At 38.4% G+C, this 16,671-nt stretch carries 19 protein-coding genes and 1 riboswitch; of the genes, 5 read left to right on the top strand and 14 right to left on the bottom strand.

Features of this window, described 5'->3' with window-relative positions:
• Positions 1–71: 71 nt before the first annotated feature.
• Both PLANO_RS05755 and PLANO_RS05750 read right to left on the bottom strand, forming a co-directional pair.
• On the bottom strand, positions 72–1,379 hold the full coding sequence (locus tag PLANO_RS05755) for a DRTGG domain-containing protein (protein WP_038705385.1): 1,308 nt from the start codon (positions 1,377–1,379) through the stop codon (positions 72–74).
• A 179-nt stretch (positions 1,380–1,558) separates the two neighbouring features.
• Positions 1,559–2,260 (bottom strand): metal-dependent hydrolase, encoded by a 702-nt coding sequence (locus PLANO_RS05750; RefSeq protein ID WP_038703520.1) that lies wholly within the window; start codon positions 2,258–2,260, stop codon positions 1,559–1,561.
• 100 nt (positions 2,261–2,360) lie between these two features.
• Between PLANO_RS05750 and PLANO_RS05745 the strand changes: the two genes are divergently transcribed.
• Both PLANO_RS05745 and PLANO_RS05740 read left to right on the top strand, forming a co-directional pair.
• Positions 2,361–3,458, top strand: coding sequence for a M24 family metallopeptidase (locus PLANO_RS05745; RefSeq protein WP_038703519.1), 1,098 nt, complete (start codon positions 2,361–2,363; stop codon positions 3,456–3,458).
• A gap of 164 nt (positions 3,459–3,622) precedes the next feature.
• Entirely contained in the window at positions 3,623–4,129 is a 507-nt protein-coding gene (locus tag PLANO_RS05740; protein WP_038703518.1) for a universal stress protein, read from the top strand.
• 46 nt (positions 4,130–4,175) lie between these two features.
• Here the strand turns inward: PLANO_RS05740 and PLANO_RS05735 are convergent, their stop codons facing one another.
• Entirely contained in the window at positions 4,176–5,114 is a 939-nt protein-coding gene (locus PLANO_RS05735; RefSeq protein ID WP_038703517.1) for an NADP-dependent oxidoreductase, read from the bottom strand.
• A 119-nt stretch (positions 5,115–5,233) separates the two neighbouring features.
• Positions 5,234–5,277: riboswitch (PreQ1 riboswitch) on the top strand.
• 6 nt (positions 5,278–5,283) lie between these two features.
• On the opposite strand from PLANO_RS05735, the gene queC reads away from it, so the two are divergent.
• The 3 genes from queC to queE are packed head-to-tail and all read left to right on the top strand — an operon-like array spanning position 5,284 to position 7,075.
• Entirely contained in the window at positions 5,284–5,949 is a 666-nt protein-coding gene (gene queC / locus PLANO_RS05730; RefSeq protein ID WP_038703516.1) for a 7-cyano-7-deazaguanine synthase QueC, read from the top strand.
• Entirely contained in the window at positions 5,946–6,371 is a 426-nt protein-coding gene (gene queD / locus PLANO_RS05725; RefSeq protein ID WP_038703515.1) for a 6-carboxytetrahydropterin synthase QueD, read from the top strand. Before queC ends, queD begins: the two co-directional genes overlap by 4 nt.
• Positions 6,368–7,075: a 7-carboxy-7-deazaguanine synthase QueE gene (gene queE, locus PLANO_RS05720; RefSeq protein WP_038703514.1), complete on the top strand. Its 708-nt coding sequence runs from the start codon at positions 6,368–6,370 to the stop codon at positions 7,073–7,075. The genes queD and queE overlap by 4 nt, the downstream gene beginning before the upstream one ends.
• Before the next feature lie 108 nt (positions 7,076–7,183).
• Here queE and PLANO_RS05715 read toward each other — a convergent pair whose 3' ends face one another.
• From PLANO_RS05715 to mbcS, 11 genes are all read right to left on the bottom strand, one after another.
• Positions 7,184–7,525: a zinc ribbon domain-containing protein YjdM gene (locus PLANO_RS05715; RefSeq protein ID WP_038703513.1), complete on the bottom strand. Its 342-nt coding sequence runs from the start codon at positions 7,523–7,525 to the stop codon at positions 7,184–7,186.
• A 92-nt stretch (positions 7,526–7,617) separates the two neighbouring features.
• Positions 7,618–8,037 carry a universal stress protein gene (locus PLANO_RS05710; protein ID WP_038703511.1) on the bottom strand — a complete coding sequence of 140 codons (420 nt, stop codon included), beginning with the start codon at positions 8,035–8,037 and terminating at the stop codon, positions 7,618–7,620.
• A gap of 137 nt (positions 8,038–8,174) precedes the next feature.
• Positions 8,175–9,551: a Na+/H+ antiporter NhaC gene (nhaC, locus tag PLANO_RS05705; RefSeq protein ID WP_038703510.1), complete on the bottom strand. Its 1,377-nt coding sequence runs from the start codon at positions 9,549–9,551 to the stop codon at positions 8,175–8,177.
• A gap of 317 nt (positions 9,552–9,868) precedes the next feature.
• Positions 9,869–10,390: an RDD family protein gene (locus PLANO_RS05700; RefSeq protein ID WP_038703509.1), complete on the bottom strand. Its 522-nt coding sequence runs from the start codon at positions 10,388–10,390 to the stop codon at positions 9,869–9,871.
• Between the two features lie 117 nt (positions 10,391–10,507).
• Positions 10,508–10,693, bottom strand: a complete 186-nt coding sequence (locus tag PLANO_RS05695; protein WP_038703508.1) for a hypothetical protein — start codon at positions 10,691–10,693, stop codon at positions 10,508–10,510.
• A 72-nt stretch (positions 10,694–10,765) separates the two neighbouring features.
• On the bottom strand, positions 10,766–11,689 hold the full coding sequence (locus PLANO_RS05690) for a class I SAM-dependent methyltransferase (RefSeq protein ID WP_038703507.1): 924 nt from the start codon (positions 11,687–11,689) through the stop codon (positions 10,766–10,768).
• A gap of 52 nt (positions 11,690–11,741) precedes the next feature.
• Positions 11,742–12,248: a thiol peroxidase gene (gene tpx, locus PLANO_RS05685; protein WP_038703506.1), complete on the bottom strand. Its 507-nt coding sequence runs from the start codon at positions 12,246–12,248 to the stop codon at positions 11,742–11,744.
• A gap of 36 nt (positions 12,249–12,284) precedes the next feature.
• A complete protein-coding gene (locus tag PLANO_RS05680) occupies positions 12,285–12,860 on the bottom strand; it encodes an RDD family protein (RefSeq protein WP_038703505.1) in 576 nt (191 codons plus the stop codon).
• A gap of 12 nt (positions 12,861–12,872) precedes the next feature.
• Positions 12,873–13,886 carry a signal peptide peptidase SppA gene (gene sppA, locus PLANO_RS05675; protein ID WP_038703504.1) on the bottom strand — a complete coding sequence of 338 codons (1,014 nt, stop codon included), beginning with the start codon at positions 13,884–13,886 and terminating at the stop codon, positions 12,873–12,875.
• A gap of 71 nt (positions 13,887–13,957) precedes the next feature.
• Positions 13,958–14,875 (bottom strand): EamA family transporter RarD, encoded by a 918-nt coding sequence (gene rarD / locus PLANO_RS05670; protein ID WP_038703503.1) that lies wholly within the window; start codon positions 14,873–14,875, stop codon positions 13,958–13,960.
• Positions 14,876–15,045: 170 nt separating this feature from the next.
• A complete protein-coding gene (mbcS, locus tag PLANO_RS05665; protein WP_038703502.1) occupies positions 15,046–16,620 on the bottom strand; it encodes an acyl-CoA synthetase MbcS in 1,575 nt (524 codons plus the stop codon).
• Positions 16,621–16,671: the final 51 nt, after the last annotated feature.

The raw sequence follows: 16,671 nt of genomic DNA, 5'->3' as shown, positions 1-16,671 counted from the left end.
TAGAATTTTAGGCAGTAGGCGTACTCATTTGATGAGTGCACCTGCTGCCTTTTTGTATTCGTATTTCTGTATTAACGGTCTAATAATTGGAAAGTCAACATTGCTTTACCCACAATTTCATTTTCTAACGATACTTCAACATCTACTTTCGCTGATTTCCGACTAATATCTAAAATTTGAGGTCGGACCAGTACCAGCGCATCTAGTTGAACTGGCTTTAAAAAGTAAATGGACGCATTTTCGAGTACACTGTCTTTACGGTTCTTTGTTTTTAAAATTGCTGACGCCGCTTCCGTCAAAATCATCGTATACGCAGCATGTGAAATCGAGCCATAGGCATTGGTCATCTGCGGTGTAACACGGAACTCCAAAATCAATTTATCACTTATTTGTTGATGAAGTTGACTCTTAATAATGTCATCAATGGTTTCACCTTGCTGAGGTTGACGCTGAGCTGTTTGAATTGCTTTTAATACATCTTGTCGACTGATCACACCTTTTAGCTTGCCATGATCATCTGCGACTGGCATTAAATCAATGCCTTCCCAAATCATCCGATGTCCTGCTGCTGCCACACTCGTTTGCATTGAAACAGTTAATGGCTCTTTCGTCATTACTTTCTCGACTAATTCTGTAGTAGCATGCCCCATTACATCCCGAGACGTAATAATCCCGACCAGCTTGTTTGTATGATCGACTACTGGAAATCCACCATGAGCAGTTTCTTTGTTTAACTCGTGGTATCGGCGAATTGGTTCTTTAAGATTTAAATGAGCCGTTCCTTCTAACGGAATTAATATATCTTCGATTAATAAGATTTCTTTTTTGATCAATTGGTCATAAATTGCTCGGTTGATCATCGTCGCTACTGTAAACGTATCATAACTAGTTGAAATTACAGGTAGCTCAAATTCATCCGCCAATTTTTTTACTTGATCAGCTGCTTCAAAGCCTCCTGTAACGAGTACTGCTGCACCTGCGCGAAGTGCATATTCATGTGCTTTATAACGGTTACCAACAATCAATAAATTGCCCGCTTCCGTATAGCGCATCATATCTTCTAACTGCATAGCCCCAATAACAAATTTATTCAACGATTTATGCAGTCCAGCTCTACCACCTAACACCTGACCATCAACAATATTTACAATTTCAGCATATGTAAGTCGTTCAATATTTTCTTTCTTTTTGCGTTCAATTCGAATGGTCCCTACGCGTTCAATCGTCGACACCAAGCGCTTTGTTTCCGCTTCTTTAATCGCTCGATAAGCTGTACCTTCACTTACCTGCAATTCCTTTGCAATGCGCCGCACTGAAATTTTCTCACCTACGGCTAAAGTCTCAATATACGCCAATATTTGTTCATGTTTAGTCGCCATGATTTCACCCATTCTTTCTACGTTCCTATATCCTATAGTGTAGCATAACTTATGAAAAGTTGAGAGCTACGCATTTGGTTTCGATAGGTATAAAATAGCACGAAAAAACCACGAAAAGCTAAAGCTTCTCGTGGAACTTAATTAGTATAAATCAATGATTTAACTTTAAAGCATGTTTGTTACTTTTCCGTAGAAACAGATGCCATATCCACACTTTCTCCTGGTTGCAAAATGTTTACTTGCGCATCTTTTACTAATGATTTGAAATGCTCAGGATCTTGTTTGATCGGTGGGAATGTATTGTAATGAATCGGTACAACAATTTTTGGATTTAATAATTCGACTGCATAAGCTGCATCTTCTGGCCCCATAGTGAAATGATCACCAATTGGCACAAATGCCACATCGATATCATTTCGCTCGCCCAACATCTTCATATCTCCAAACACTTCTGTGTCACCCGCATGATAAATTGTTTTGCCTTCTGCTGTGAATAAAATTCCGGCTGGCATCCCACCATAAACTACTTCACCTTCTTCTGTTGTGAAAGAAGAGCTATGGAAAGCCTTTGTAAACTTCACTACTCCAAAATCAAATTTGTGTGCGCCACCTAAACCCATACCTACTGCGTTTACACCAAGAGTGGCTAAATAATTAGCTAGTTCAAATACTGCTATGACTTGCGCATTATTTTTTTTCGCCAGTTCAACTGTGTCACCGACGTGATCATTATGAGCATGCGTTAACAGAATCACGTCTGGCTTTTCGTTTGCAACTGTCAAATCAGTAAGTTCGTTTCCATTAATAAATGGATCAATTAAAATTGTAAATTCACCTGTTTTAATTTTGACGACAGAATGTCCATGATATGAAACGTGCATACTATCCCTCCAGTAAGTTTTAAAATAGCAAATTCAGCTTTCATAGCTGTATTATACCCTGATTTTTGATATGCTACACATGAAGAGGAGGAATATACATATGAATAAAATTACACAATTACAAAATCATTTAAAAGAACAATCGATTGATGCGGCGTTTATTACAGATCCATACAACGTCTTTTACGTTAGTGGTTTTAAAAGTAATCCGCATGAGCGCTTATTAGGCGTTATGGTGTTCGCTGAAGCTGAACCATTTTTGATTTGTCCGAAAATGGAAATTCCGGATGCAAAAAATGCTGGTTGGACAGGTGAAATCGTTGGTCACGAGGATACACAAAATTCGATGGAAATCTTGTACAAAACAGCTCAATCACGCGGTATTGACTTCAAAACGATGGCTGTTGAAAAAGCTCATATGACTGTTGAGCGCTACGAATCACTGTTATCTTTCTTCGGGTCTCTTTCAATCGCTCAATTGGATGACCAACTAAATGCGATGCGTGTTATTAAAGACGATGCGGAATTACAAATTTTACGTGAAGCAGCAGCTTTAGCTGATTACGCGATTGAAGTAGCCGCTCGGACAATTAAAGAAGGCATAACCGAAATTGAAGTAATGACTGAAATTGAATTGGCATTAAAAAAACGCGGAGTTACGCATATGTCGTTTGACACTACTGTATTGACAGGCGCACGTGCAGCTTCACCACATGGCAAAACTGGCGAATACAAACTAAAACAAGGCGACTTAGTTTTATTTGACCTTGGCGTTGTGCATAAAGGTTATTGTTCAGATATTACTCGTACATTAGCTCTTGGCGAACCGAGCGAAGAACAAAAAGAAGTTTATGATGTTGTATACCGTTCTGAAATGGCTGCTCTTGAAGCGGTAAAACCAGGCGTGACTGCAGCTGAACTTGATCAAATCTCACGTAAAGTGATTGCAGATGCTGGATATGGTGACTATTTCACTCACCGTCTAGGCCACGGTCTTGGAATTGACGTTCACGAGTTCCCTTCTATTCATGGTGAAAACACGATGAAAATGGAAGAAGGAATGGTCTTTACACTTGAGCCAGGTATTTACGTCCCAGACAAAGTCGGCGTTCGCATTGAAGATGATGTAGCTGTAACAGCTGATGGCTATGAGGTATTGACTAAGTATCCAAAAGAACTTCAAATTATCAATAATTAATCTTATAAAGCGGCATCGGAGAAATTTCGATGCTGCTTTTCTTTGAAATTATTGATTAATTTCACAAATTAGACTAAAAATTCAGCAAATTAACGCTAATTTAGCAGGAACTCTTCTTTTTATAGCGAATGAGTAACTATAGACAGATGAAGGAGGAATGTAGGATGACATTAAAATATAGTCAAATTCTTGTAGCGGTAGACGGTTCCAAAGAAGCAGAGTGGGCATTCAAAAAATCAGTGGGTATTGCCGAACGAAACAACGCCACATTAAACTTAGTTAATGTAATTGATACACGTTCGTTTGCGGCAATCGAGGCATATGATCGTTCAATTGCTGATCGTGCTCAAAAGTTTGCTGAAGATTTATTAGAAGAGTATAAAAAAGAAGCGTTAGCTGGCGGAGTTGAGAAAGTTAATATTGTCGTCGATTATGGATCACCAAAATCAATGATTTCTAGAGACTTAGCTCAAAAAGTTGAAGCAGATTTAATTATTTGTGGTGCGACTGGATTAAATGCAGTTGAACGTTTCTTAATCGGCAGTGTTTCTGAACATATTGTCCGTTCTGCAAAATGCGACGTATTGGTCGTACGTACAGAAGAAGCTCAAGACGACGCACCTACTGAATATTATTCAGCAGACAAATCCGGGAAACCCGAAAAATTCTAAACGCCAATAAAAAATCCTTTCGCTAAAGTGAAAGGATTTTTTTATTTTATGATTTTAATTTGATGATTATTTTTCCTCGAGCATGGTGAGTTTCACTCAATTCGTGAGCATCTCTAACACCTTTTTCAGAGAAATCAAATACATGACCGATAGTCGGTTTTAATTCACCAGCTATGAAAAGATTTGCCAGTTGGTGCAATTCTGCGCCATTTGGCTCTAACCAATAACTAGTCGCGTTTACTCCATGCTCTTTCGCTTGTTCAGGTGATGGTTCTCCAGCGATGGAAATTAACTTCCCGCCTTTTTTCAATACTTTAAAACTTTTCTCCAAAACTTCTCCGCCCATCGTATCCAAAACGGCATCAAAATTTTCAAGCAACTCACTAAAATCCTCTTGGCTATAGTTAATTACACGATTAGCTCCTAACGATTTAACCAATTCATCATTACTGTCACTTGCAGTCGTAGCTACATACGCACCGATGCTATTAGCTATTTGAATAGCCATCGTTCCAACTCCACCAGCTCCTGCATGAATTAAAACTTTTTCGCCTTTTTTTACATTTGCAAATCCAACAATACATTGATAAGCAGTTAGTCCAGCCAACGGAATCGCTGCACCTTCTTCAAATGACATGCTCTCAGGCATATGCGCAAGTAAATCTGACTCAACAGGAACAAATTCTGCATAAGTTCCCTGTCTTGTTGTTGCTGGTCTAGCAAAGACACGGTTTCCTACCTTGAAATGTTTAACATTAGCCCCAACTTCAGCAACTATCCCTGCTGCGTCCCAGCCTAAAATAATTGGGAATTCCCAAGGCAGCATTTCTTTTAAATAACCTTCACGTAATTTCCAATCAATTTGATTGATTGAAGTGGCATAAACTTCTACAAGTACTTGATCATCTGTGATAGTTGGCTTATCAATTTCTCTTTCGACTAATTGTTCTCTGCCGCCGTAGTTATCAATAACAATTGCTTTCATCTCGGACCTCCCCTTTCGTTGTTATATAAATATACCCTCTTTCAGAAATTGTATACCTATTTGAAATAATATATGCAGTCATCTTTTAAATGTTCCATGTGTTATTATTAATCCTGTTCGTTAAAGAGGTTCGCAAACTCCCTCTCTAAAAAACTAAGGAGTGATACAGATGAAAAACGAAAAAGCAGTCGTCGTTTTTAGCGGCGGCCAAGACAGTACCACATGCCTATTTTGGGCGCTTAAGAACTTTAAGGAAGTTGCAACGGTCACTTTTGATTATGGTCAGCGCCATTCTGCTGAAATTGAATGTGCTCGGAAAATCGCTGATGAACTTGGCGTTTCATTTAAAGTACTCGACATGACGTTGATCAATCAACTTTCTGCAAATGCGTTAACTCGAGATGACATCGAAGTAACAGCAGTAGATGGAGAACTTCCTTCTACATTTGTGCCCGGTCGAAACCTGTTGTTTTTATCTTTTGCTGCTGTTTATGCAGATGCAATCGGTTCGCGGCATTTAATCACAGGTGTTAGTGAAACCGACTTTAGTGGATATCCTGATTGTCGTGATACATTTATCCGTTCTTTGAACGTTACGTTAAATTTGGCCATGGATAAACAATTTATCATTCATACACCATTGATGTGGCTAGATAAAGCAGATGTCTGGGAACTTTCCGATACACTTGGTGCACTTGATTTTGTTCAAGAAAAAACATTAACTTGTTATAACGGTGTTCCGAGTACCGGCTGTGGTGAATGTCCAGCTTGCCAATTACGAAATGATGGTCTTAAACGCTATCAAGCAAAACAAATGGCAGGTGCGACCACATGATGCAACAATTTTATCCGTCTGTTTCTCACAATTATCAGTTTGAGCTCAATAAAGACATGCATTTTTCTGCGGCGCATTTTATACCAAGTGAAGAAGCCGGAAAATGTAAGATGATGCACGGGCATACGTACCATCTCAATATTACAATCGGAGGCAATCAACTTGATTCCATCGGTTTTCTGATTGATTTTAAATTATTAAAAAGCTTAATCCATAAAAAATACGATCACAGCGTTTTAAATGATCATCCTGAATTTGCCAATAAGTTTCCTACAACCGAACTTCTTGCACAGCAAGTATGGCAATCGATTCAAACAATGCTTCAAGAAACGACCAATCGACCAAATTGCTTGCAAGTTATTGTTCGCGAAACACCCACTAGCTACGTTGTATACCGACCGCGACAGGAGGACTTGTCATGAAAATTCCTGTAATGGAAATATTCGGCCCTACTGTTCAAGGAGAAGGTATGGTAATGGGACAAAAAACGATGTTTGTCCGCACTGCTGGATGTGATTATTCTTGTTCTTGGTGCGATTCCAAATTTACTTGGGATGGCACGGGAACCAGCGTTTCTAAACTACCCGCCGACATTATCGAAGAATTGATGCAAATAGGTGGCGAAAACTTTTCACATGTTACTATATCAGGTGGAAATCCTGTTCTTCACAAAGGGATTGGTGAATTGGTTGAATTATGTCATCAACAAGGTTGGAAAGTAGCGGTCGAAACACAAGCCTCTATTTGGCAAGAATGGATGACCACAATTGATGACATTACGTTATCACCAAAACCACCAAGTTCTGGCATGAAAACCGATTTGGCAAAACTGGATTTGTTTTTGGAGAAATTGCAAACAGCAAATGTCAGTTTAAAAGTTGTTATTTTCGACCAAGATGATTTTGCTTATGCCGAAAACATGCATCAACGCTATCCAAGAGTCCCATTCTTTTTACAGACAGGCAATGAAGATACTACTACGACAAACGACGCTCAGTTAGTGTCCAACTTGCTTGAGCGTTATGAACAGTTAATCGATTATCATGTAAAATCCCCTATCATGAACGATGCCAAAGTGTTGCCACAACTGCACACTTTAGTGTGGGGCAATAAACGAGGCGTTTAATAGATTTTTATATTGAAAATTTACTATACGTTGATGAACGCGATGACACATCGCACATCGATTTAATAAAAAAAGGTGTTGGAATAATTTTATTCCAACACCTTTTTTTTATGCTTTTTTAACAAATTCCGACTTTAGTTTCATTGGACCAAATCCATCAATTTTACAATCAATATCATGATCACCTTCAACGAGTCGGATGCTTTTTACTTTGGTACCAATTTTCAAAGTTGATGAGCTGCCTTTAACTTTCAAATCTTTAATGACAGTAACTGCATCGCCATCTTTTAAAATCGAGCCATTAGCATCTTTGACGACTTTTTCTTCTTCCACTTGTTCTGCTTCAGCTACAAGACTCCATTCGTGTGCACATTCAGGACACACCAATATGCTACCATCTTCATAAGTATATTCCGAATTACATTTAGGACAATTTGGTAATGGTTTCATGTTCTCCTCCACCTGGTCTACCTGTAAATCAACTAACAATAAGACCACTCTTTTTATTCATTATACCAAAATCCCAGGTAGATTGGCGGAGTTTATTTAACAACTAATACTGGGCAATGCGAATGATTGACGACTTTTTGACTAACCCCACCGAGTAATATTTTTGAAACAGGGTTTAACCCACGGCTCCCAATAACAACTAAGTCAAACTCACCCTCGTTTGCCATTTCAATAATTACTGGTGCTGGTCGTCCGTGCATCACTTCAATTTTATAAAAAGTCTCATTGAGTTCTAACTGTTCCCTAATGGATTGCATTTTTTTCTTACGTGATAATTCAAATTCAAGTTGACCACCATCATGAACTTTTTCCTGACTGTCTTCATCAAAATCGGAAACATACACAACCGTTACTTCTGTATCTTTACTTATTGCTGCTAGATGGGCTGCATGTTTGCCTGCTCGCTTTGAATTTTCGGAACCATCTACGGCGACTAGAATTTTTTTATACATTTTCTCCACCCCTTCGACTATATTCCGCGACTTAGTAACAAAACGCTGTCTATAGTACTATTCGACTCTTATGTGGTTTTTCCTGCTAAATGCAAAAAACCGATGATTTCAAGCATCATCGGTTCTTTCCATACTTTTTATTTAAAAGTTAATGTTTTTCCTGTAAACCCAAATAACACGGTCAGTACTGGAGACAGTAAACAGAAAACTGCAAATGGTAAGTACTCGAGCGTAGGTACCCCGATAACACCTGTTATAAAGATTCCACAAACACTCCATGGCACAAGCGGATTAACGACTGTTCCTGCATCCTCCATTACCCGGCTTAAGTTTTTTCCCGCAAGTCCTACTTTGTCAAAAGGTTCTTTAAATGCTTGACCTGTTAACAAAATGGATAAGTATTGTTCACCGATTAAAATATTGATGCCGATTGCAGTTAATGCAGAAGCAGCTATGACTGACGAAACTTTTTTCAATAAGCTTTCCACTTTTGCTAGTAAACATTGAACAATTCCTAATGTGAATAACAAACCGCCCATGCTTAATGCTAAAAGCACGAGTGCTACTGTAAACATCATACTTTCCATCCCGCCACGTGATAACAAACTATCAATTTCTGCAATGCCACTAGAAGACACATATCCACTAAACAGTACGTTAAAAATCTCGGAAGCTGAAGATATTTGATGCAGAAAAGAAATTGCAATAGCTGAAAGTGAGCTAATTGCTAATGTCATCAATGCTGGTACTTTTAAAAATGTTAAGACGATCAAAACAATTAATGGAATTAACGTATACCAATGAATCATCCCTGTAGCTAAAAGACCTTCTTTAAACTCACTAACATCTTGAATCGGTCCGCCAGTAGTCTGAGGTGAAAGAATGAAAAAGAAAATCAAGGTCAGTATAAAAGCGGGAATCGTTGTCCATCCCATATTGCGAATATGCTCAAACAAATCAACACCGACGATAGAAGACGATAAATTTGTTGTATCTGATAATGGCGACATTTTATCACCAAAAAAAGCACCCGAAACAATGGCTCCTGCCGTTACTGCAAGCGATAAATCCATGGCCGTTGCCATACCAATAAATGCCACACCAATTGTTGCAACAGTCGTTAGTGAACTGCCTACCGATAATCCAATTAACGAGGTAACAATAAAAACAATCGCAAAAAAGAACGTCATTGAAATGATTGAAAAGCCAGCATAAATCATTGTTGGAATGGTGCCACTAATCATCCAACTGCTAATGAGCATACCGATAAAGAAAAAAAGAAATACTGCACTCATCCCTGCACCAGCACCTTCTACTAATCCCCTTTCAAGTTTTCTGTATGATATTCTTTTCATTAAGCCAAATGCAAATAAAAGCAAAATTGACAGCAAAATTGGGATATGAGGTACTGATCCAAACTTGATAATGCTAACGCTAATTAGCAGAAAAATAGTGATTGTAAGCGCTAAGGCTTCTATAAACTTTGGGGCGATGACTGATTTAATATTGTACATAGTAATCTCTCCTTTTCTATATAAAAAAAAGAAAAAACCCCCGCCCCAATAAAGGGACGAAGGTTTTCTCCGCGTTACCACCCAATTTGATATTCTAACTAAATAGAACATCCACTTGATTACAATTCGATCAAATCTGATGACGTATTTCATCCAATTTGCTGCCTGAACTTCCAGCTACCATTCAGTCTCTTTTTGCTGCACACAAATCGCCTACTAAACCATCGATCGACTATTCTATACGTTAAATGAAAAATATTTTTAAAAAAGTATATTGAAATAGATTTTACCAGGCTTTTTACATGAGTCAATAGTTTTTATGAAAAACGTGTATTTACAACATAAGTTTTCGATAAGCGGTCATACAAAGACTGTTTGTTTTTTGTAAAAATGACCATGAATACATAAAGTGAAATCAATGCATAAAGCACACCAACTATCCAATAATCCAGTTGGTGTAGGTCTCCATCTCCCAAATAGATCATTCGATAAGCCATATAGTGAGACAGCTCCCAAGGCAAAAATTTTATGAGTGTTCGAACAGTTGCTTGTCCGATAGAAAGCATTTGGTTGTTGTCATTGACTACTTTAATTTGCATTTGACGTTTTCCAAAAGATTGCTTGCCTATTTTTGAATCGGCCACAATAAAGTAGAGAGAAACTGGAAGCGTGATAAGCATAAATCCTGTTAATTGGGCGGTAATTCGAGACCCTTGAAACCATTCTTGTACAGAAGGCATTATAAACACAGAAAAAAGAAAGACAACTCCCATATAGGTAAAAATCAATACATAGTCTATGGCAAAAGCACGTAGTCGTAACCAAAAGCCAGCATACATTGAAGATCACCTCACTTTATAATGGCATTGTTCACAAGTTTGAGAGTATATTTTTTTGATATAAAAAAAGACAAGAAAAAACTCTTGTCTTTCTTTAAAACTTCTATCTGAACTTACTCACGTACCCATTTTACGACGGTTATTGCTTACTTTTTTCGATTGTTGGCTCTTCATCTTTTTCGTTGAAAGTGAAGCATTTCCGCCACCTTGATTATCGGCAGCCTGGTTTTTCTTAGCTTCTAGTTGGCGTTTTACAGCTTCTTGAAGACTAACTTTTTTTGGCGCTTCGTTTGACTCAGTCATTGCGCATCCCTCTTTTCATCCAAAATGGTACATATGGCTTTTATAGCTCCAGTATAGCACAATTTGACTAGATTATACTTTGTTTTCTTTAAACCAACTTGTCACTTGAGAAAAGAATTTAGACATTGATTCTGGTTTTGACATATTTGGAACGCGTGCTAATAAAACTTCTTTTGGCGCTTTGACACCTTCTTGTTTTTTCTGCAGCACAAGAATTCCTTTTGCATGGGCCGAGTTTTTAAATAGGCTTTCCGGTAATTCCATGACCGATTGTATATGGGCATGTTTCTTCAAAAAGCTATGTAATTGATTCGCCTGTTCGGATTCAAACAAAGCTTTTGGAACAATGAAAAATAAATAGCCACCTTCAGCCGTATGCTTTAACGATTGCTCGATAAACAAATGATGCGCATAAGACATGCCTTCATCTGCTTTTAGTTCATACGTAGCTGCAGTTTCATCATCAGGATAATACCCTACTGGTAAATCTGAGATAACAACATCAACAGGATCGATTAATAATGGCTGCAATGCGTCTTGTAAGTAAAACGTGATCGGCTGTTCTACTAAGTTCCCAGCGTTTGATGCGAGACGCACAAGAAGGTCGTCAAGCTCTACACCAGCTCCGGTCATTCGACCATCTAAGTAATTCATAACAGTTAACAGTAAATTACCTGTTCCAACAGCGGGATCTAAAATAACCGCTTGTTCTTTTTTAACAAACAACTCAACCAAATAGCCCATTAGTAAACCAAGTGCATCGGGTGTCATTTGGTGATGCGGTTGAATATGCTCTTTCATGCCTTTTAATACGGCTAATTGAAGTGCTTTCCGCACATCTTCTTTACTTGCGCCTTCTTCAGGTTTAATCAAACCATCTAACCAATTTTCAGTAGTGGTCAATAAGCTCTCCAAATAAGCGTTTTCTTGTTCTTTCTGAATTTCTGTTGTGTGATTGTCAATAAAATTAAAGGTTGTTTCCATTGCTGAATTCATACTTTCGCCGTCCTCAATAAGGAAACCCACTCTCTCGAGTGGGTTTCTTGTATTATTTTGTTAATTCTTTAACTGCATCTAACGCTTTCTCGTAATCAGGATGATCTGTTCCTTCAGAAACATACTCAACGTAAGTAACTTTGTCATTTTCATCAAGTACGAAAACTGAACGAGCTAACAGTCGAAGCTCTTGCATCGTTAATCCGTATGCTTCACCAAATGACAAATCACGGTGATCTGACAAAGTCGTAATAGAATCAACTTTGTTGATGTCTGTCCAACGCTTTTGCGCAAACGGCAAATCAGCTGAGATAGTTAACACTTCAACATTGTCTCCTAAAGAAGTAGCTTCTTCACTGAAACGTTTTGTTTGGTCTGAACATACCCCTGTATCTAGAGAAGGAACTACACTAACTAAACGAACTTTTCCAGTTGTATCTTTTAGCGATACTTCTTCCAAGCCGTTTGATAAAACCGTAAATTCAGGAGCTTGATCCCCCACATTTACTTCTGTGTTCGGTAAAGTCATTGGGTTATTCTTGAATGTAATTTGTACCAATCAATACGCCTCCTTTTTCATAATATCTTCATCATACTAAAACGCCCGGGTTTCTTGCAACTCAGACCCCTCTAACTTTTTCTTCTTTAACATTTTGTTTTTCCGAAAAGAATCTTCATGAACAACTGTCGTATCTGCAATATAGTCATGCACTCCTTGTTTTAAAGGAGTAAAACCGACAATCCAGTAAAGCGGTAAAATTGTTACTGAAATAAAACGACCGATCCATTCGCGGAACAATAGCGTCATAATTGATAGATTATCAGACTGTAATGAGACAACGCGGATGCCCATAACCATTTTCCCAACAGTTTGGCCGAAAAACTTAGTCATTAAAATAAAATAACCATAGAAAATTACGGCAGATACAACTGCATAAGGTCCATACCAAGGCATATTAATTGTTTCCAGTCCAGATAAAACAAATACCGGTTTAACTAAAATAGAGGTAAGGGCCGAAACAACAAGCAAATCGATTAAATAAGCCCAAAATCGCACCCAAAATCCAGCCGGCTTCCGTTCGTAAAAAAGAACTTCTTCATAACTTGGTGATTTTGGAAGTTCCTGTACACCTTGCATTTCTGCTGGTTTTTCTGTTTCATGGTCTGTCATTATGGTCCCTCCTTATTTGTCACCGTATAAATACATCATACGAGGAGAACTGTATTCTGTAAGTAATTTCGAAATCATTTGTGTTTCAAGATCGTTCCCAAAGAAAGAATTCACTTTCATTGATAGTAATGAACCCCAGCCTTGTGAAGTTCCATATTGGAATACTTGTGCATTGTTTAAATCAAAATCGGTTTTCACTTGTTCTATTACGTCTTCTTCAAAGCCAAAACCATCTGCTAAATTCACTTCTACCGCTTGACGACCGTTCATAATGCGACCATCTGCAACAGCTTTAACTTCTTTTTCAGTCATGCCACGACCTTCTTCAATAACGTCTACGAAAGATTCATACGAATCATCTAGCATTTCTTGAAGCAATGCGCGTTCATCTTCTGTCATATCACGTGTCGGGCTCATAATATCTTTATATGGACCAGACTTGATCGTCACAAAATCCACTCCGTAACGTTCTGCCAGTTCGCCGTAATTGACACTTTGCATAATAACACCAATTGAGCCTGTTAACGTTTCTTCATTAACAAAAATCTTTTCTGCTGGCGCAGCAATATAGTAACCTCCAGAAGCTGCAATTGCGCCCATTGACACGTAAAATGGCTTTTCAGTTTCTTCTTGAATTTCTCTGATTTTGTCGTAAATCTCAGCAGACTCCACTACACCACCGCCTGGAGAATTTACTGCTAATACGACTGCTTTAACAGATGCATCTTCTTTAATGCTTTCTAATTGTTCCATAAAGAAAGAGTGATTATAGCCAGCTGTTCCAAAAAACGAAGCTGCGGCTCCTGTATCTTGAATAACGCCATCTACATTTAAAACAGCAACGCGGTTATTAAAATCGCCATCTTCCATCACGATTTCCGACAAACCCGTCTGCGTACTTCCCATCAAATCATCGACACTTTCGCTAAATCCATATTGAAGAAATGCAAAAGCTGAGTTAATGACTAACGAGATTCCCAATACGGCTGCAGCTACTACTAAAGCAATCCATCGTTTTGTATTCATGTATACCATTCCCTCCTAGGTTTCTATTACTTACTATACGTCAAACACCTGAAAATGTTTCATTTATATTACTAAAGCGATACTTTTCGGTTAGCTCGCCGGATACCCCTTGCTTCCAAAAACTTAGATGATGTAAACAAAATTAACGCACTCCAAATTAACGAAAACGAAATAATTTTGATGATATCAAATGCTTCACCGTAAATGAATACGCCGATCAAAAGCATTAGCGACGGAGCAATATATTGAAGGAATCCAATCATATACATCGGAATTAATGGGGCTCCGATAGCAAACAATAATAAGGGAAATGCTGTAACCAATCCACTAGCTATCAATAAAACATCTGTCGACAATCCTGTTGCTAAAAACGAAACGCGGTCAATAGATAATAAATAAAGGTAGTACGCAATCGCGAATGGAAAAACAAATAAAGTCTCAATCGCTAATCCGCGCAGCGCATCTAGTCGAATTGTTTTCTTGATCAATCCATAAAAAGCAAAACTAAAAGCCATACCAAGAGCGAGCCAAGGCAACGAACCAAAAGAGAACGTCAAAATCAACACACCTGTTGCAGCTAATAAAAATGCAATTTTTACCGCTGGTGATAATTTTTCTTTTAAAAAGATGGCACCTAGTAACATTGATATTAATGGGTTGATGTAATAACCAAGACTCGTTTCCACAATTCGATCATGAGAAACAGCATAAACATAGAAAAACCAATTGGCAGAAATTAAAAATGAAGCAAGCATCAATAAGAAAAACTTCTTTTTCGATGCCCATAAACTTTTCAAATCTAGCCATAATTGGTGACCACCATTAATTAAAACAATAAATCCAAGAGTCATAATAAAAGACCATATGATTCTTGCGGCTAATATTTCATCTGCAGGGACGTGTCCGATTTGCTTCCAAAAAATCGGCATAAATCCCCATAAGGTATAGGTGAAAATAATGACCAAAACGCCTCTTTTTGATTCTGTCATTCCGCATCGCGCACCATTCTTATAATATTTTGTATTCCGAAATAATAGTCTCATTATAGGCTGCTAACAAGAAGAAAGTAAATGCCGTTGCATTAATATTTAGCTATAGAAAAACAACATAAAGAAACATCTCTCTATGTAACGAGAGATGTTTCTTTATCCAGCTGCGTCTATTTTTTCTCACTTTCTTGATGGCGTAATTCGACGCGTCGAATTTTTCCTGATGCTGTTTTTGGCAATTCTGTTCGGAAATCTATCGCACGTGGATATTTATAGGGTGCTGTCAGTGTTTTCACGTGATTTTGCAAGTCTTTTACTAAGTCATCTGAAGCAACTTGACCTTCTACTAAAACAATAAAAGCTTTAACGATTGTACCTCGCACTTCATCTGGGGCCCCGATAACTGCACATTCTTGAACAGCTGGATGCTTGATTAACGCATCTTCAACTTCAAATGGTCCGATCGTATAGCCCGATGAAATGATAATGTCGTCTCCGCGACCTTCAAACCAGAAATATCCGTCCTCATCTTTAGACGCTTTGTCACCAGTCACATAATAGTCTCCACGGAACTGCATACGAGTGCGTTCAGGGTCTTTAAAATATTCTTTAAACAATGCAGGTGTTTCGACGTGAACCGCTATATCTCCAACTTCTTTAACAGCACATGGTCTACCAAACTCATCGATAATTTCTACACGATTACCTGGAGTTGGTTTGCCCATCGAGCCTAAGCGAGATTCCATGCCTTTCATAACGCCAACAAGTAAGGTATTCTCTGTTTGTCCGTAACCATCTCTTACTTCTAATGAAAAATGCTCTTTGAAGACATTGATTACTTCGGCATTTAACGGCTCACCTGCTGACACTGCACTATGCAATGCAGACAAATCGTATTTCGCTAAATCTTTTTGCTTGGCCATCAATCGGTATTCTGTTGGCGTACAGCAAAGCACATTAATTTTACGCGTTTCCAAAAGTTCTAAATACACTGATGGATCAAATTTTCCGTTATAAACAAATCCGGTAGCTCCACTCCCTAACGTCGCCAAGAAAGGACTCCAAATCCATTTTTGCCAGCCTGGACTTGCTGTCGCCCAAACGATGTCTCCTTCTTTTGCTCCAAGCCAGTGCTCAGCTGATGTACGAAGATGCGCATAAGCCCAGCCATGACTGTGAACAGCCCCTTTAGGATTACCAGTCGTTCCTGATGTATAAGATAAAAACGCCATATCGTCTTTTTTAGTATCGGCTGCTTGATATTCCTCGGAAGCGACTGCCATTTCATCTAAAAGTGATATCCAAGATTGATCTGACTTACCGATAACAAACTTGACCACATTGTCCATTTCTTTAACGCCTTCAAATTGATCCATAAAAGGCTCGTATGCAATAACTGCTTTTGCATCACTATGATTTAATCGGTACGCAATATCTTTAGCACGCAACATTTCAGAACTAGGAATAACGACTAAGCCGGCTTTTAACGCGCCTATGTAGGCAACATATGCTTCAATGAGACGCGGCACCATAACAAGCACAACATCCCCTTTAACTAAACCAGCTTTTTCAAAGCTATTCGCTGCACGGTTTGCTCGTTTAATTAATTCGTCGTATGTAAGTTGGTGTTTCTCGCCTTTGTCGTTTTCCCAGAGAATCGCGAGTTTTTCATCTCCTGTTGCAAATCGCTCAATTTCTTCGACCAAATTATATGATTCTGGGGCTAACAAATCTTGTCTATTCAAAATAATTCCTCCCACTCATGATGTAATCGCTTCTACCTATATTATTATACA

The organism is Planococcus sp. PAMC 21323 (assembly GCF_000785555.1).
GTDB lineage: Bacteria > Bacillota > Bacilli > Bacillales_A > Planococcaceae > Planococcus.
Note: the sequence above shows the minus strand (reverse complement) of the source record. Positions and strands in the feature narration are given on the sequence as shown.

Excerpts from the sequence above, each read along its gene's own strand:
- queD (WP_038703515.1), top strand. The coding sequence starts at position 5,946 with ATGATGCAACAATTTTATCCGTCTGTTTCTCACAATTATCAGTTTGAG.
- PLANO_RS05750 (WP_038703520.1), bottom strand. The coding sequence starts at position 2,260 with ATGCACGTTTCATATCATGGACATTCTGTCGTCAAAATTAAAACAGGT.
- PLANO_RS05695 (WP_038703508.1), bottom strand. The coding sequence starts at position 10,693 with ATGACTGAGTCAAACGAAGCGCCAAAAAAAGTTAGTCTTCAAGAAGCT.
- PLANO_RS05755 (WP_038705385.1), bottom strand. The coding sequence starts at position 1,379 with ATGGCGACTAAACATGAACAAATATTGGCGTATATTGAGACTTTAGCC.
- PLANO_RS05700 (WP_038703509.1), bottom strand. The coding sequence starts at position 10,390 with ATGTATGCTGGCTTTTGGTTACGACTACGTGCTTTTGCCATAGACTAT.
- nhaC (WP_038703510.1), bottom strand. The coding sequence starts at position 9,551 with ATGTACAATATTAAATCAGTCATCGCCCCAAAGTTTATAGAAGCCTTA.
- sppA (WP_038703504.1), bottom strand. The coding sequence starts at position 13,886 with ATGAATACAAAACGATGGATTGCTTTAGTAGTAGCTGCAGCCGTATTG.
- queC (WP_038703516.1), top strand. The coding sequence starts at position 5,284 with ATGAAAAACGAAAAAGCAGTCGTCGTTTTTAGCGGCGGCCAAGACAGT.
- queE (WP_038703514.1), top strand. The coding sequence starts at position 6,368 with ATGAAAATTCCTGTAATGGAAATATTCGGCCCTACTGTTCAAGGAGAA.
- PLANO_RS05710 (WP_038703511.1), bottom strand. The coding sequence starts at position 8,037 with ATGTATAAAAAAATTCTAGTCGCCGTAGATGGTTCCGAAAATTCAAAG.
- rarD (WP_038703503.1), bottom strand. The coding sequence starts at position 14,875 with ATGACAGAATCAAAAAGAGGCGTTTTGGTCATTATTTTCACCTATACC.
- PLANO_RS05690 (WP_038703507.1), bottom strand. The coding sequence starts at position 11,689 with ATGAATTCAGCAATGGAAACAACCTTTAATTTTATTGACAATCACACA.
- PLANO_RS05745 (WP_038703519.1), top strand. The coding sequence starts at position 2,361 with ATGAATAAAATTACACAATTACAAAATCATTTAAAAGAACAATCGATT.
- PLANO_RS05735 (WP_038703517.1), bottom strand. The coding sequence starts at position 5,114 with ATGAAAGCAATTGTTATTGATAACTACGGCGGCAGAGAACAATTAGTC.
- PLANO_RS05715 (WP_038703513.1), bottom strand. The coding sequence starts at position 7,525 with ATGAAACCATTACCAAATTGTCCTAAATGTAATTCGGAATATACTTAT.
- PLANO_RS05740 (WP_038703518.1), top strand. The coding sequence starts at position 3,623 with ATGACATTAAAATATAGTCAAATTCTTGTAGCGGTAGACGGTTCCAAA.
- PLANO_RS05680 (WP_038703505.1), bottom strand. The coding sequence starts at position 12,860 with ATGACAGACCATGAAACAGAAAAACCAGCAGAAATGCAAGGTGTACAG.